Origin of the sequence: Vibrio sp. T20, from assembly GCF_007858795.1 — a bacterium.
GTDB classification, from domain to species: Bacteria; Pseudomonadota; Gammaproteobacteria; order Enterobacterales; family Vibrionaceae; genus Vibrio; species Vibrio satsumensis.
In genome coordinates, this window is the sequence record NZ_VFEB01000078.1 from 136,136 (window position 1) to 151,746 (window position 15,611).

The 15,611-nt window shown below is 44.9% G+C and carries 16 protein-coding genes; 9 read left to right on the forward strand and 7 right to left on the reverse strand.

What is annotated here, in order from left to right:
• The first annotated feature begins 3 nt into the window (after positions 1–3).
• Positions 4–2,262 carry a DNA topoisomerase IV subunit A gene (gene parC / locus FTW16_RS06770; protein ID WP_146490517.1) on the forward strand — a complete coding sequence of 753 codons (2,259 nt, stop codon included), beginning with the start codon at positions 4–6 and terminating at the stop codon, positions 2,260–2,262.
• A 102-nt stretch (positions 2,263–2,364) separates the two neighbouring features.
• Here the strand turns inward: parC and degS are convergent, their stop codons facing one another.
• From degS to zapG, 3 genes are all read right to left on the reverse strand, one after another.
• Positions 2,365–3,429 carry an outer membrane-stress sensor serine endopeptidase DegS gene (gene degS, locus FTW16_RS06775; protein WP_060983027.1) on the reverse strand — a complete coding sequence of 355 codons (1,065 nt, stop codon included), beginning with the start codon at positions 3,427–3,429 and terminating at the stop codon, positions 2,365–2,367.
• Between the two features lie 159 nt (positions 3,430–3,588).
• Positions 3,589–4,944, reverse strand: coding sequence for a Do family serine endopeptidase (locus FTW16_RS06780; RefSeq protein WP_146490576.1), 1,356 nt, complete (start codon positions 4,942–4,944; stop codon positions 3,589–3,591).
• A 125-nt stretch (positions 4,945–5,069) separates the two neighbouring features.
• On the reverse strand, positions 5,070–5,525 hold the full coding sequence (zapG, locus tag FTW16_RS06785) for a Z-ring associated protein ZapG (RefSeq protein WP_146490518.1): 456 nt from the start codon (positions 5,523–5,525) through the stop codon (positions 5,070–5,072).
• A gap of 218 nt (positions 5,526–5,743) precedes the next feature.
• Between zapG and zapE the strand changes: the two genes are divergently transcribed.
• From zapE to sspB, 8 genes are all read left to right on the forward strand, one after another.
• Positions 5,744–6,847: a cell division protein ZapE gene (gene zapE / locus FTW16_RS06790; protein ID WP_146490519.1), complete on the forward strand. Its 1,104-nt coding sequence runs from the start codon at positions 5,744–5,746 to the stop codon at positions 6,845–6,847.
• A 247-nt stretch (positions 6,848–7,094) separates the two neighbouring features.
• Positions 7,095–7,523, forward strand: coding sequence for a 50S ribosomal protein L13 (gene rplM, locus FTW16_RS06795; RefSeq protein ID WP_010434689.1), 429 nt, complete (start codon positions 7,095–7,097; stop codon positions 7,521–7,523).
• A 13-nt stretch (positions 7,524–7,536) separates the two neighbouring features.
• On the forward strand, positions 7,537–7,929 hold the full coding sequence (gene rpsI, locus FTW16_RS06800; protein WP_004740758.1) for a 30S ribosomal protein S9: 393 nt from the start codon (positions 7,537–7,539) through the stop codon (positions 7,927–7,929).
• Positions 7,930–8,259: 330 nt separating this feature from the next.
• The gene (petA, locus tag FTW16_RS06805) at positions 8,260–8,850 is read left to right on the forward strand and encodes a ubiquinol-cytochrome c reductase iron-sulfur subunit (RefSeq protein WP_061019062.1); all 591 of its coding nucleotides are present in this window, start codon (positions 8,260–8,262) and stop codon (positions 8,848–8,850) included.
• Positions 8,850–10,115, forward strand: coding sequence for a cytochrome b (locus FTW16_RS06810; RefSeq protein WP_017629361.1), 1,266 nt, complete (start codon positions 8,850–8,852; stop codon positions 10,113–10,115). Before petA ends, FTW16_RS06810 begins: the two co-directional genes overlap by 1 nt.
• Positions 10,112–10,849 carry a cytochrome c1 gene (locus FTW16_RS06815; protein ID WP_048658023.1) on the forward strand — a complete coding sequence of 246 codons (738 nt, stop codon included), beginning with the start codon at positions 10,112–10,114 and terminating at the stop codon, positions 10,847–10,849. Before FTW16_RS06810 ends, FTW16_RS06815 begins: the two co-directional genes overlap by 4 nt.
• Before the next feature lie 97 nt (positions 10,850–10,946).
• The gene (gene sspA, locus FTW16_RS06820; protein WP_009848943.1) at positions 10,947–11,582 is read left to right on the forward strand and encodes a stringent starvation protein SspA; all 636 of its coding nucleotides are present in this window, start codon (positions 10,947–10,949) and stop codon (positions 11,580–11,582) included.
• A 5-nt stretch (positions 11,583–11,587) separates the two neighbouring features.
• The gene (sspB, locus tag FTW16_RS06825) at positions 11,588–12,082 is read left to right on the forward strand and encodes a ClpXP protease specificity-enhancing factor (RefSeq protein WP_061019061.1); all 495 of its coding nucleotides are present in this window, start codon (positions 11,588–11,590) and stop codon (positions 12,080–12,082) included.
• Positions 12,083–12,171: 89 nt separating this feature from the next.
• Here the strand turns inward: sspB and FTW16_RS06830 are convergent, their stop codons facing one another.
• From FTW16_RS06830 to FTW16_RS06845, 4 genes are read right to left on the reverse strand one after another with little or no spacing between them, the layout of a single operon-like run.
• Positions 12,172–12,777, reverse strand: coding sequence for a BON domain-containing protein (locus tag FTW16_RS06830; RefSeq protein ID WP_146490520.1), 606 nt, complete (start codon positions 12,775–12,777; stop codon positions 12,172–12,174).
• A 16-nt stretch (positions 12,778–12,793) separates the two neighbouring features.
• Positions 12,794–13,384 (reverse strand): phosphoheptose isomerase, encoded by a 591-nt coding sequence (locus tag FTW16_RS06835; RefSeq protein WP_004729817.1) that lies wholly within the window; start codon positions 13,382–13,384, stop codon positions 12,794–12,796.
• A 2-nt stretch (positions 13,385–13,386) separates the two neighbouring features.
• Complete coding sequence (locus tag FTW16_RS06840) at positions 13,387–13,785, reverse strand: YraN family protein (RefSeq protein WP_146490577.1); 399 nt, start codon at positions 13,783–13,785, stop codon at positions 13,387–13,389.
• Positions 13,772–15,589, reverse strand: coding sequence for a penicillin-binding protein activator (locus tag FTW16_RS06845; protein WP_146490521.1), 1,818 nt, complete (start codon positions 15,587–15,589; stop codon positions 13,772–13,774). The genes FTW16_RS06840 and FTW16_RS06845 overlap by 14 nt, the downstream gene beginning before the upstream one ends.
• Positions 15,590–15,611 lie beyond the last annotated feature (22 nt).

Genomic DNA, 15,611 nt, shown 5'->3' on the forward strand with positions numbered 1-15,611 from the left:
TGGATGTCTAACGAAATTACATATGATGGCGTTGAACAGCTGCCAATGCGCAAGTTCACCGAAGATGCCTACTTAAATTACTCAATGTACGTGATCATGGATCGTGCATTGCCGTATATCGGTGATGGCTTGAAGCCAGTACAGCGTCGTATTATCTACGCGATGTCTGAGCTAGGCTTATCGGCTGCATCGAAATACAAAAAATCAGCACGTACCGTTGGTGACGTATTAGGTAAGTATCACCCACACGGTGACTCTGCTTGTTACGAAGCGATGGTATTGATGGCGCAGCCTTTCTCTTACCGTTACCCATTGGTCGATGGTCAAGGTAACTGGGGTGCTCCGGATGACCCGAAATCGTTCGCTGCGATGCGTTATACCGAAGCGAAATTATCTAAGTTTGCTGAGGTTCTTCTAGGTGAACTAGGTCAAGGCACTGTTGACTGGCAACCAAACTTTGATGGCACGATGAAAGAGCCTCAAATGTTGCCTGCTCGTCTGCCTCATATCCTACTTAACGGTATCACTGGTATCGCGGTAGGTATGGCGACCGATATTCCACCACACAACGTGCGTGAAGTCGCTAATGCAGCCATTCACCTAATTGATACGCCTAAGTCTGAGCTTTCAGATGTGATGAGTTTCATTCAAGGTCCAGATTATCCGACAGAAGCTGAGATTATCTCTCCGAAATCGGACATCGAAAAGATCTACCGTACTGGACGTGGCAGCATCAAGATGCGCGCGGTTTGGCACAAGGAAGGCTCTGATATTGTTATCACGGCTTTACCTCATCAAGTGTCAGGTGCGAAGTTACTTGAGCAAATCGCGAACCAGATGCGCGCTAAGAAGCTGCCAATGGTTGACGACTTGCGTGATGAATCTGATCATGAGAACCCAACGCGTATCGTTGTCGTTCCTCGTTCAAATCGTATCGACTGTGATCAATTGATGAGTCACCTGTTCGCGTCGACGGATCTAGAGAAAAACTTCCGCGTTAACTTGAACATGATTGGTTTAGATAACCGTCCTCAAGTTAAAGGCTTAGTTCAGATCCTGAAAGAGTGGATTGAGTTCCGTCGCACAACAGTTCGTCGTCGTTTGCAGTATCGTTTAGATAAAGTATTGGCACGTTTGCACATCTTAGAAGGCTTGCTTGCTGCTTATCTTAATATCGATGAAGTGATTGAGATCATTCGTACAGAAGACGAACCATGTCCTGTATTGATGAGCCGTTTCAACATTTCTGAAATTCAAGCCAATGCGATTCTTGATATTAAACTTCGCAACTTAGCTAAGTTAGAAGAGTTTAAAATCCGAGCGGAACAAGAAGAGCTTGAAGCTGAACGTGAAAAGCTTGAAAAGCTACTCGGTTCAGAGCGTCGCTTGAATACGCTGATCAAGAAAGAAATCCAAGCAGATGCGGATAAATACGGTGATGATCGTCGTTCACCTCTGATTGAGCGTGCTGAAGCGAAAGCGCTAACAGAGCGCGACTTAGTACCAAGCGAACCAATTACGGTTGTGTTGTCTGAGAAAGGTTGGATTCGTCATGCTAAAGGGCATGAGGTTGATGCTGAAGGCTTGAACTACAAATCAGGTGATAAATTCTTAGCGAGTGCTAAGGGTAAGAGTAACCAGCAAGCGGTGTTCCTCGGCAGTGATGGCCGAAGCTACTCCCTTGAATCTCATTCATTACCGTCGGCACGTAGCCAAGGTGAGCCAATTACAGGCCGCTTGAACGTCAGCCCTGGTACTTCTATTCGCCAAGTGGTGATGGGAGAGAATGAGCAATTATGGTTAGTCGGTTCTGATGCTGGTTATGGCTTTGTTTGTAAGGGTAGCGATCTGCTGTCTAAGAACAAGAGCGGTAAAGCGTTGGTTAACTTGCCACAAGCTTCTGAGGTGATGATGCCAAGCCCTATTGCTGACTTGGACAGTAACCAGATTCTGGCGATTACTAACCAAGGCCGTATGTTGTTGTTCCCTATTAAAGACCTACCTCAGTTGAGCAAGGGTAAAGGCAACAAGATCATCAATATCCCTTCTGCGAAAGCAAAAGAGCGTGAAGAGTTTGTCTCGCACTTGATGGCTATCCCAGAGAATGCGACGCTGACTATCTATGCAGGTAAACGGAAACTTGGCTTGAAACCAGCAGATCTTGAAAACTTCCGTGGTGAACGTGGTCGCCGTGGTGGCCTACTACCAAGAGGTTTACAGCGAGTGACTCGCATCGATATCGAAGAGCCAAGTGAATCGTAGAGATACCTGATACAATCTTTAGATAAAAGAAAACCCAGCCTGTGAGCTGGGTTTTTTGTATTTGTGTATTGGCAGCTTGAATCACTGCTTACAGAGTTTACTCTACAGGCGAGTATCTTCAGCAATCGTTACTTTGAGGGTTTTGTTTTCACCTTGGCGTAAGATGCCTACATCAATCACGGTACCTGGACGCAAATCAGTAACAGTATCCATCACACTCTGACGACCATTTACCTGGTTATTGTTGATGCTGACAATAATGTCTTGAGCTTCAAAACCGGCATCCGCTGCAGGGCCATTTGGATCGATACCTAACACAACAATCCCACCTATATTCTTAGTACCCAACATGCGTGAGGTGACAGAGTTGATGTCTTGCCCATCGATACCGATATAACCACGAATTACACGGCCATCGGCGATGATCTTCTCCATGATTTTATTCGCAAGTGGATAGGGGATAGCAAATGAGATCCCATAGGTTTCCATGTCGGTAGCTTGTTGGAAAGAAGCGGTATTGATACCGACTAGCTCACCTTGCGAGTTAACCAACGCGCCACCTGAATTACCTTCATTGATTGCCGCGTCGGTCTGAATAAAGGCTTGATGACCATCGGCACTGATCGAAGAGCGGCCGGTTGCAGAGATGATACCAAAGGTTGTTGTTTGACCTAGGTTATATGGGTTACCGATAGCCAGTACTACATCACCGACATTGGCTTTGTAATTAGGGTTGAGTGGGATCACCGGTAGGTTGTCACCGCTGACTCTAAGTATCGCGATATCGGTGCGCTTGTCTGAACCGACAAGTTGCGCAGCTGCTACTCGGCCATCTTGAAGCGCCACAACTATTTGGTCTGCTTGAGCCACAACATGGAAGTTGGTAATGATGTAGCCTTTCTCGCTAACAATCACCCCAGAGCCCAAACCTTGAGTGAGCAGTTTGTTACGATCACTTTCAGCGTATTTGCGGCTATAAATGTTAACCACAGCGGGTGCCGCGCGGCGAACTGCTTGGTTAAATGAAATCTGAAGAGAGCCAATATTATCAACTTTAGGGCTAGTGACGTCAGCAACAATCGCTGGTCTTAAGCTCGGGAATGCGAGAAGAATAAGCGCCGCTGAAACGAGTCCAAGGGAAATAGAACGAAATAGAAAGGACAGCATGTTTCCCTCTTCGACAAGTAAGGTATTGAGCCTCCGCACACGGGTGACCTGTTTGAGTTACTTGTGAAGCATAGCATTTTGATTGATCTAAAGAAAAGGGAGACTGAGTAAGTTTAAAGCAAACTTACCGAGCCTCTCTGTTATTACGCTGACGTATGACTATCGAATAACGAGGTAGATAGTCCTGTCGCCGCGTTGGATATTTAGCGCCAATACGCCCGGTTGTTTCTCAAGTATCTTTCTAAATTCAGCAAGGTTCTTAACGGTTTGGCGATTGACGCCAATAATGATGTCGTCTTTGAGAAGTTGATAAGCCTCTGCTGGTGAGCCTTGAGCCACACTTGACACTTTCACGCCTGTTGCTGAGTCGTTGTCTGTTGTGTTGGTGAGTTCAGCACCAGCAAGCCCTTCATGGAGTTTTTCAGCTTGTGTCTTACTATTGGTCGATTCACCAAGGGTTACATCAAAGGTTTTACTCTTTCCATCGCGAACCACACCGAGCTCAATCTGCTTACCCGCACCTAGAGTTGCCACTTTAGCTCTTAGCTCGCTAAAGGTATCAATGCGCTTACCGTTGATAGAGACAATAATATCGCCCGCTTTCAGACCTGCTTTGTCTGCGGCACTATCAGGTACAATTTGGCTAACAAAAGCCCCTTTGCTTGATTCATAACCGAGGGCTTCAGCTAATTCAGAGGTGACTTCTCCACCTTGAACACCTAGCATGCCGCGTTTTACTTCACCGAAATCGAGGATTTGTTCTGTCAGGTTTGTCATCATATTGGATGGAATTGCAAAGCCGATACCGACATTGCCTCCGTTAGGGCCAAGAATGGCAGTGTTGATACCAATCAGTTCACCGTTGAGGTTCACTAGCGCACCACCAGAGTTACCGCTGTTGATTGCTGCATCGGTCTGAATGAAGTTTTCAAAGTTCTCTAGATTCAGGCCACTACGGCCGAGCGCAGAAACAATACCGGATGTCACTGTTTGACCGAGTCCGAATGGGTTACCGATCGCGACACTAAAATCACCAACTCTTAGTTTGTCTGAGTCCGCGACTTTTATTTGGGTAAGGTTCTTAGCCTTCTCTAATTTTAGCAGTGCGATATCAGACATCTGGTCGCCGCCGATAAGCTCAGCATCGTACTCTCGACCATCATGCAGTTTTACTTTTATATCGTCCGCGCCATTGATGACATGGTAATTGGTCACAATGTGGCCCTTTTTAGCATCAATGATGACACCAGAGCCTAGCCCGCGAAATGGACGCTCTCGTGTTTGTTCTGGACCAAAAAAGAATTGAAATTGTTCAGGGATTTGCTGACGTTGTACCTGTTTGCCTTCTACGGCAATACTAACCACAGCGGGGGTCACTTGTTCAAGCATAGGAGCGAGGCTTGGCAATTGCTCATTACCCACACTTAATGGCAGTGCGGCCGTTGCTTGAATGGGGGTGATGATTGAACTTAAGCTTAAAGTCAGTACTGATAAAGCAAGCAAAGGTTTTTTCATCATAAACTCCTCTCTAGTTAAGGTCTCAACCCTCTTATACGTATAATAAGTATGAGAAGTTTCAAATGACCTGAGTGAAAGTTATGACTCAAAAACCTTTGTAAAGTTCAAGAAGTGTTAAATGTTTACGATGCTTTTGCTGTCACTACATCAGGAGCATCAATGATTTCTTTCTTCTGTTCTTTAAATAAACCGGTTGCACCATTAGCGTAATCTTTCGGTTGCTCCTCAAGTGTCGCTTCTTTAATTGACGGCTTATCTTGTGATTTGTCCGAATGAGCGGCGGCTGTTTTCACAAACGGGTTGTCTTGCTCTGGCAGGTTAGGAATCAGCTCTGAGCTTGTTTTTTCCATGTGTTGGTACAGTTTTGTGTAGTCCTTACCTAAGGTGTCCAACATTTCTGCTGATTTCGCAAAGTGATCAGCCAGCTCTTGTCGCTGCTGTTCAAGGGCAAACTTTGCGCTATCTAATTCTTTCTGTACGTTCTTTTGTTTTTTGTATTCAGGTGTCATGAGACGAGAAATAGCGACCCCTAAAATAACTCCGACTAGTAAACCGGCAACGGCATACATCCAAGGCATAACAGCTCCTTATTATTGTTTTTTAACATGTTTGTTACTGCTTAGTTACACGTGATACGGCTCCATGGTACTATGAGATAGCCGCAGTATAAAGAGAAATGCGTGTGCGCTAGTTAGCAGTTTGATGCTGCATTATTCACCACGTTACGTTATATCTCGTACTGTTTGGGCTCATCTTAGTTGCTGTCTGATATTGCTTTCATTGTGGAAATGTCGTCATGAATCCCATTAAAAAATACGAACAAGATATAAAAGAACATGGATTTCAAAGAGATCCTGCACAAGAGCAAGCCGTTAAATCTTTAGATGAACTTTTTCATCAATTCCAAAATTACATGAATACGCCTATTCCTCAACTGACTCGACTCCAGAAATTACTGGGCAAAAAGCCAGAGCTACCACAACCACCAAAAGGTCTCTATTTCTGGGGGGGCGTAGGGCGAGGAAAAACGTATCTAATGGATACGTTCTACGATGCCTTACCGACCACTAAAAAAATGCGCGTTCATTTTCACCGCTTTATGTATCGAGTTCATGATGAGCTAAAGGCGTTAGGTAATGTGAGTGATCCACTGCCTTTAGTCGCAGACAAGTTGAAGGAAGAAGCGGACATTATCTGTTTCGACGAATTCTTTGTTTCAGACATCACCGATGCGATGATCTTAGGAACCTTGTTCCAAGAGTTATTCGCTCGAAACGTTATTTTGGTCGCGACCTCTAATATTCCCCCTGTGGATCTATATCGTAACGGGTTACAGAGAGCGCGTTTCTTACCGGCCATTAAGCTCATTCAAGACAACTGCCACATTCTTAATGTTGATAGCGGCATTGATTATCGCCTACGTACCCTAGAGCAGGCTGAAATTTATCATTACCCATTGGATAGCCAAGCGAATATCAACCTAGAAAAATATTACGCACAATTAGTCGGTGAAGATAAAGAGAAGCTGAAGCAGATTGAGGTTAACCACCGTCAATTAGATGTAGTCGAAGCGAGTGATGGTGTGCTGCATGGTACTTTTGCTCAGCTTTGTCAGTCGGCTCGTAGCCAGAATGACTACATTGAGCTCTCACGTGTTTACCATACCGTTCTGTTGGCTGATGTATTGCAAATGGGCGCGACTTCAGATGACGCAGCGAGACGTTTTATCGCGTTGGTGGATGAGTTCTACGAGCGTAATGTGAAATTGATTATTTCAGCGGAAGTTGAGCTAGAAAAATTGTATACCCATGGGCAGCTAGAGTTTGAATTTAAACGTTGTCAATCGCGTTTAATCGAAATGCAGAGCCATGAATATTTGGCAAAAGAACACTTAAGTTAGCTCTGATTATCTCGAATAAGAAATAGAATTAAAAAAATCGTGATTTTGTTCAAAAAGAGGTGATTTTTTCTTCGCTCTTCTCTATAATCCTGCGACCTACCGTTACTGCGGGCCTCTAGCGATGAGTAAAATCACGTTATGCCAAGAGTTTTCCAACACTCGAAGGGGTGATGAATGGTAACTCTTAGACAGTGGGAATACGCGAGTATTCCTTAAGTGTAAATTTTTTAAATAGGTAATTATTAGCATGAAAACTTTCGTTGCTAAACCAGAAACTGTAAAACGCGACTGGTATGTTGTAGACGCTGAAGGCAAAACTCTTGGCCGTCTAGCAAGTGAAATCGCTTCTCGCCTACGCGGCAAGCACAAAGCAGAATACACTCCTCACGTAGACACTGGTGATTACATCATCGTTGTTAACGCTGAGAAAGTTGCTGTAACTGGTAACAAAGCTAAGGGTAAGGTTTACTACCGTCACTCTGAGTTCCCAGGTGGTCTTAAAACTATCACTTTTGAAAAGCTAATTGCTAAGAAACCAGAAATGGTTCTAGAACTAGCAGTTAAAGGTATGCTTCCACGTGGTCCTCTAGGCCGCGCGATGTACCGTAAGCTTAAAGTGTACGCTGGTACTGAGCACAACCATGTTGCTCAACAGCCACAAGTACTAGACATCTAAGGGGATTATGAAAATGGCAGAGAATCAATACTACGGCACTGGTCGTCGCAAAAGCTCAGCAGCTCGTGTTTTCATCAAACCAGGCTCTGGTGAGATCGTAATCAACAAGCGTAGCCTTGATGTTTACTTCGGTCGTCCAACTTCTCGTATGGTTGTTAAGCAACCTCTTGAGCTAGTTGAACTAACTGAGAAACTTGACCTTTACATCACTGTTTCTGGTGGTGGTATTTCTGGTCAAGCTGGCGCAATCCGCCACGGTATCACTCGCGCTCTTATGGAGTACGATGAAACTCTACGTCCTGCTCTACGTGCAGCTGGCTACGTTACTCGTGACGCTCGTTGCGTTGAACGTAAGAAAGTTGGTCTACGTAAAGCACGTCGTAAACCTCAATTCTCTAAGCGTTAATTTTTCTTTACGAAAAAGTACACGCTCCCAGTTTTATTACTGGAATTGTGGTTCAAAGCTCGGCTATATGCCGGGCTTTTTGTTTTTATACCCACTCTAAACGCTTCCTCTCCCTCGTTTTATTCCCAAATTCTTATATTTTGAAAGCTTTTGTAACCCAATGTGCGCTTTGCCTCATGATTGTTACAAAAAGGTAGCTTTATCTTGTCAAAAAGTAGGGTTTTATTTATCATTTGCCGTCAATAAATAGAACTAAATACATATTTTGTTAGCCATGCTCTTTAATCGGAATTATTTCAATCCATAAGGAGCAAATGGGAGAATGTTTGGATGAGCAACGCGCCTTTAAATAACGGTCGCAGGCGTTTCTTAACCGCAACAACAGCCGTTGTTGGTGGTTTAGGAGCAGCTGCTGTAGCCGTGCCTTTTATTAAATCATGGAATCCGAGTGCCAAGGCGAAAGCTGCGGGCGCGCCGGTGGAAGTGGAAGTCAGTAAGTTAGAACCGGGACAAATGGTTCGTGTCGAGTGGCAAGGTAAACCTGTATGGGTTGTACGCCGTGCTGAGTCGGTACTAGAAAACCTAAAAGCTATCGGTGGTCAACTTCGTGACCCTCAATCTGAAGCTGAACAACAACCAGAATACGCGCAGAACGAGTTCCGTTCAATTAAGCCGGAATTCTTCGTTGCTGTTGGTTTCTGTACGCACTTAGGTTGTTCTCCAACTTACCTGCCAGATTCTTTTGCAGAACAAGTTCAGGGCGTTAAGTCTGGTTTCTTCTGTCCTTGTCATGGTTCGAAGTTTGATATGGCAGGTCGAGTATTCCAAGGTGTACCTGCACCGTTGAACCTTGTTGTGCCAAAGCATATGTATTTAAGTGACACCAAGATCCTTATCGGTATTGACGAGGGAGATGCATAATGCAAGGACTACTAGACTGGGTAGAGAAACGTATACCCGCGATGAATGCTTATAAAAAGCACTTGTCTGAATACCCAATGCCTAAGAACTTTAACTTTTGGTACCTTTTCGGTTCTTTAGCTATGTTGGTACTGGTTAACCAAATTCTTACTGGTATTTGGTTAACAATGAACTACGTACCGTCTGGTGACGGTGCATTTGCTTCTGTTGAATACATCATGCGTGATGTGGAATACGGCTGGCTACTGCGTTACATGCACTCAACAGGTGCTTCGGCATTCTTCGTTGTTATCTATCTGCATATGTTCCGTGGTCTAATTTACGGTTCTTACCAAAAACCTCGTGAGCTACTTTGGATCTTCGGTATGTTGATCTTCTTAGTGCTTATGGCTGAGGCTTTCATGGGTTACCTACTACCATGGGGTCAAATGTCTTACTGGGGTGCTCAGGTAATCATTTCTCTGTTTGGTGCGATCCCTGTTATCGGTGATGACCTAACGCTTTGGATCCGTGGTGACTACATCATCTCTGGTGCAACGCTGAACCGTTTCTTCGCACTGCACGTTATCGCGCTACCAATCGTACTTCTGCTGCTTATCGTGCTTCACGTACTAGCGCTACACGAAGTGGGTTCGAACAACCCTGACGGTATCGAAACTAAACTTCCTAAAGGCACAATGGGCGACGATTACAAAACTCAGTTCCCATTCCATAAGGATTACACTAAGAAATACGACATCATCGACTCTATTCCTTTCCACCCATACGGGACGGTGAAAGATATGGTAGGTGTTGCTGGCTTCCTATTCTTGTTCTGTTACGTGCTGTTCTTTAACCCAGAAATGGGTGGATACTTCCTTGAACCGCCTAACTTTGAAGCTGCGAACCCGCTGAAAACACCTGAGCATATCGCTCCAGTTTGGTACTTCACGCCGTTCTACGCTGTACTTCGTGCTGTTCCTGATAAGCTGTTAGGTGTAGTCGCAATGGGCGCATCAATTGTTGTGCTATTCCTATTGCCATGGTTTGACCGCTGTAAGGTTCGTTCTTACCGTTACCGTAGCAAACTGCATTTGATCAACATCATCCAATTCACAATAAGCTTTATTGCGCTTGGTGTACTTGGTGCGCTTCCTGCAACGCCAACATACACGTTACTGGCTCAAATCTTTAGCTTAGGTTATTTCATGTTCTTCGTTCTACTGTGGTTCTACAGTAAAAATGAAGCGACGAAACCATTACCAGAAAGGGTGACATTCAAATGAAAAAGTGGATTGTAATTTTATTTGCTATGTTGCCGTCATTGGCGATGGCAGCTGGTGCAAACGTACCATTAGACAAAGCGAACAATGACTTAACAGACAAAGCTTCATTGCAAAATGGCGCTAAGATGTTCATGAACTACTGTTTCGCTTGTCACTCAACGCAGTACCAGCGCTATGAACGTGTTGCGAATGATTTAGAGATCCCTGTTGATCTAATGAAGGAAAACCTGATTTTCGACCCAGAGGCGAAAATTGGTAGCTTGATGGTTAACGCTATGCCTTCTGAGCAAGCGGCAAGTTGGTTTGGTGCTCCGCCACCTGACCTAACTTTGGTGGCTCGTGTTCGTGGCGCAGATTGGCTATACACGTACCTTCGTACATTCTATGAAGATCCGTCTCGTCCGTTTGGCGTGAACAACATTGTTTTCCCAAGTGTAGGTATGCCGCACGTTCTTGAAGAACTGCAAGGTATCCCAACACCAATCTACGATACGCATATGGTAGATGGCGAGGAAGTGACGGTTGTTGTTGGTACTGAAACTGACGGTTCTGGCGAATTAAGTGCCGGTGAATACGACGAAGCGGTTCGTGACCTTGTTAACTTTTTGGTTTACTCGGGCGACCCAGTTCAACTTGAGCGTCATGCTATGGGTTGGTGGGTAATGGCCTTCTTAGTAATCTTCACTATCATCGTGATTTTGCTGAAGAAAGAGTATTGGCGTGATGTGCACTAATTGTGCTATAATACCGTGCTAATTCCCAAATTATGTTAATGTTCAATGGAGGCTTTAGGCCTCCATTGTTTTTATTTAAAGTGTACTGGAGGGCTCCATGGCTGTAGCTGCCAATAAACGTTCTGTAATGACTCTTTTCTCAAGTGCTTCTGATATGTATAGCCATCAGGTGCGCATTGTTCTTGCTGAAAAAGGCGTAAGTGTTGAAGTTGAGTTGGTTGATGAAAAAAATCTACCAGCAGAACTTGTTGAACTGAACCCGTACAAATCAGTACCTACTCTTGTTGATCGTGAGCTTGCTCTATATGACTCAAAGATCATCATGGAATACCTAGATGAGCGTTTTCCTCATCCACCATTGATGCCTGTATACCCGGTTGCTCGTGGTAATAGCCGTCTAATGATGTACCGCATTGAGCGTAACTGGTATTCAGTTGCAGAGAAGATCGTTAAAGGCAACGCTGAAGAATCTGAAGCAGCCCGCGTTAAATTGCGTAACGACCTACTGACTCTTGCTCCTATCTTCGCTGAGTATGAATACTTCATGAGCGAAGAGTTTAGCCTAATTGATTGTTACCTAGCTCCGCTATTATGGCGTTTACCTGAGCTTGGTATTGAACTAATTGGTCCTGGTTCTAAAGAGCTTAAGATTTACATGAACCGCGTATTTGAACGTGATTCATTCCTAGCTTCTCTAACTGAAGCTGAGCGTGAGATGCGACTCGTTCGCTAAGCGTTATGGATATTTCAAATATGACTCCACGCCGACCATATATGCTTCGTGCATTTTATGAATGGCTGGTTGATAACGAACTAACTCCACACCTTGTTGTTGAAGCAACACTACCAGGTGTGCGAGTTCCAGAAGAGTTTGTCCAAGATGGTCAGATCATTCTGAACATCGCGCCTCGTGCGGTTGGACAACTTGAATTGGGTAACGAAGCTGTGACGTTTAGTGCTCGCTTTAGTGGTCGCCCACACTCTGTGATTGTTCCACTTTATGCTGTACAAGCGATTTACGCTCGTGAGAATGGTGCTGGTACTATGTTTGAACCTGAAGAGGCTTACATGGAATCGTTTGAAGAAGGGATTGAAGAAACTCCTTTTGAAGAACCAGAAAAAGGTCCATCTTTGAGCGTAGCAACGGCAGACGTAGATGCTGAAGAGCCTGACTCAGATCCTGAGCCACCTCGTCCAGTGAAAGGTCGCCCAAGCCTTCGTGTTATCAAATAACGTTAGTTAAAACGACTCAAATAAAAAAGCAGCGATTCGTCGCTGCTTTTTCTTGTCTGCTAAATGGCATTTAATTGACTGGCTTAAGGCTAGTTAACGGCCGTCTCTTCTTCGCCATATTCAAACGCTCGAATGACCTGTTTTACACCTGAGATGTTACGCGCAACTTCTGTAGCGATATCAGCATGCTCTCGAGTGACGAGTCCAAGCAGGAATACTTCTGAATCCTCAGTAATCACTTTTACTTTGATGCCGTTAAGCTCAGCATTCGCAAGCAGAGCTGATTTCACTTTAGTGGTAATCCAGCTGTCTTTGCTAATCGCGCTAACTGACAAAGGCTCTTTGACTCGAATCTGGTTATGTATACTTTCGACGCCTGTTACTTCCTTGGCTTGGCTTTCAAAAGCACGACGTTCAGCGTCTGTCGTTGCTTGGCCCATTAACACTACAGAGCCGCGGTAAGAGCTTGCGGTGACACGCACGCTACCACGGTATGGTTGTTTATTGGTGATAGCTGCAACTTCAAATTCGATATTGTTATCGTTCCAAATCTCTTTGGTCGTTCGCGTATCTGTGACTAGGTTTGCTGTGGTTGCTGCACCAGCAATGAAAATGCCAGCACAACCAGATAGGGATAGTGTAAGTAGCGAAACACTAATCAGCTTAAACAGCATCATAGAGGTTAATGATTTCATTGTGATGCTCCGTATATCACTCTTCGTGAGCAGGGAAGAGTACTTGATCGATTAGGTCACATAGGCAGTGTAGTGTCACCATGTGTACTTCATGAATGCGCGCTGTACGGTGTGAAGGGATACGAATTTCTACATCGTGTTCACCAAGCAAGCCTGCCATTTCACCCCCATCTTTGCCTGTAAAGGCGATGATTGTCATGTCGCGAGTTACTGCGGCTTCCATTGCTTTGATGATGTTTTTGCTATTACCGCTAGTAGAGATAGCCAACAGAATATCGCCAGTTTGACCAAACGCACGTACCTGCTTAGAGAAGATCTCTTCATAGTGGTAATCGTTAGCTACCGCCGTTAGCGTAGTGTTGTCTGCAGTGAGTGCCATCGCTGGAAGGCTAGGGCGCTCTGTCTCAAATCTGTTGAGTAGACACGATACAAATTGCTGAGCATTCGACGCCGAACCACCATTACCACAACAAAGAATTTTGTTTCCGTTAAGCAAGGTCGCAACCATTGCTTGAGCGGCATGCGTGATTGCGTCAGGCAGAGCTTCTGCAGCCGCAATTTGGATTTGAATACTTTCTGTAAAACTTTCTTTAATGCTGTCTAGCATGTTTATCCTTGGGTAATCGCGTTTTGAATCCAGTCGATATTGTCATTCGGCCCTTCAATGGCAACGATATCAAACCTGAAATCTGTAGAGTGCACCGACAAGCCTTGCTGCATAAGCCAAACATTGGCTGTTTTGAGCAGCTTCTGTGACTTCTTGGCAGTCACCATTTCAGCGGCATGTCCGTAGCGGGTTTGCTTGCGGTATTTTACCTCAGCAAACACAACCGTATTGTTATGGCGCATTATAAGATCAATCTCGCCACATTTTGCTATGAAGTTTTCTTCTATTAACGATAAACCGTGGTTAATCAGATAAGATTTTGCCACGGCCTCGTATTTATCACCCACTTGTTTGTGGGTGATAGTTGGTTTGGATCGGAACTTTCGGCTAAAAAGCCCCATGCTCTGCCCAGCTGATTTCACGTTGGACCACACAGTTGTTATCGATGGTTAACACCCCCGTTTCACCTGGAATACTATATCCCTGTACGGCTTTCATCTGTGGTAGTGCATCCATTAGGTAGTATGCATCCATTCCCAATGCTTGCAGACGTTTTTGGCCATTTGAATGTGCTGGCCATAGGTCGTTTAGCTCTTTATTAAGCTCGTTTTTGTTTTCAACCAATAGTGGGATATCGCTGTAGAATACACCGGTTAGGTCTTCATACTGCTTATCACCGCTGTTGCTGCGTGAGTTTGAGAAAAGAGCGGGTTGGCTAGCATCAGGGTTAATTGCCACTTCAATGAAGGGTTTGATTAGCGTTAGCTCTGAGTTCTTAGCCACAATGTAGACAGAATCGATATCACGACGGCTGCGTGGCTCTGTTTCTAGGTCTAGGTTAAGTAACCCGTCCATTTGAGCGATACGCTGTTGGCTCTCTTGCAAGCCGAATACCTGATTCACATTACGTTGCAGTTGGCGTTTGTCAGAGAACAAGCTGATAGCAACATCGTTGCTGCTGTATTTTTTCCACTCTTCTTTAAACGCTTGCTCAACACGCTCACCTAAACGCCCTCTTGGCGCAAGGATAAGCGGGTACTTGTAGCCTTGAGCAAATAGGTGCTTCGCTGCCTGAGCGACTTCTTGCTCTGGCGATAGAGCGAGATAACAAATGTTGGTATCTGGTTCTAGTTGCGTTGGAATGTTCAAAGCTAAAGCTGGAATCGAGTTCTCGTGGTTTTTCTGCGCTTGCTGAAGCTTAGTGATGTTGCTCTTAATCAGCGGGCCAACGATGAAATCAACGTTGTTCTCTTCGAGTGTCGCTTTAATCTCAGCGGCACTTTGCACGTTGGTATCCATTACCGTCAGCGTTGCATCTTCTTCACGCTCTTTGTCATTCATCATCGCAAAGATGAAACCGTCACGCACAAGTTGTGCCTGCTTGCCGTACTTACCGGTTAGAGGCAGTAATAGTGCAGTGCTAGTTGGCTTGCTGATCTCTAGCGCCAAGATGTCAGTGATCGCCTGAGGTGTATATGTCGCTGCTGGGTGCTGAGGATTCTCTGCTAGCCAATCAGACAGGGTTTCCTGTAGGTTTGGAAGATTTGAATTCAGCGTCTTCATGTAAATCGCCAGTTGTAACCAACCTGCAAGAACGTCTTCTGTAGGCGACGTCTTAAGCTCTAGAATCTCATATTGAGAGTAGCTATTTAGGTTTTGCCAAATACGGTCAGCAGCTTGTTGTTGGAGCTCGTCGTCAGCGTCTAGGTACTCTGAATAGAGAACTAACTCACGGCTTGCTTCAAAATACTCGTTTTGCATTTCAGAAATGTTCGCGCGTAGCTCGTGATAATCTTTCCACTGCTCGTTCGGAATTTTCCACCAAGGCTGAAAGTTCAGTTGGCTATAAGCTTGCTCCGGCTGCGAGTTATTCACCAACAGTTGAGCACGAGCTAATTGCCATTCCGCTTGTTGCGTTTCGCTCAGCTTTTGTTTGGCTAAGCGTTTGATCAGCAGAGTTGCTTGATCGGTTTTTCCAGCTTGCACAGAAGCCTTAAGCGCCATGATTAACCAGTCGTTTTGTAGACTTCCTTTACTACTATCCGCCTGCATCATGTAACTTTCAGTTGATTGCGCTGGATCTAGTGTAATATCAACGCTCGTTGGTGCTTGAGGACCTGAAGAACAAGCCGCCAATGTAATTGCTAATGCAATTGGAGTTAGTAAGCGTGGTACACTGAGTCTCTTATGGTTCATCGTTGCCATGAGTTCTTTAAATTCCGTATAA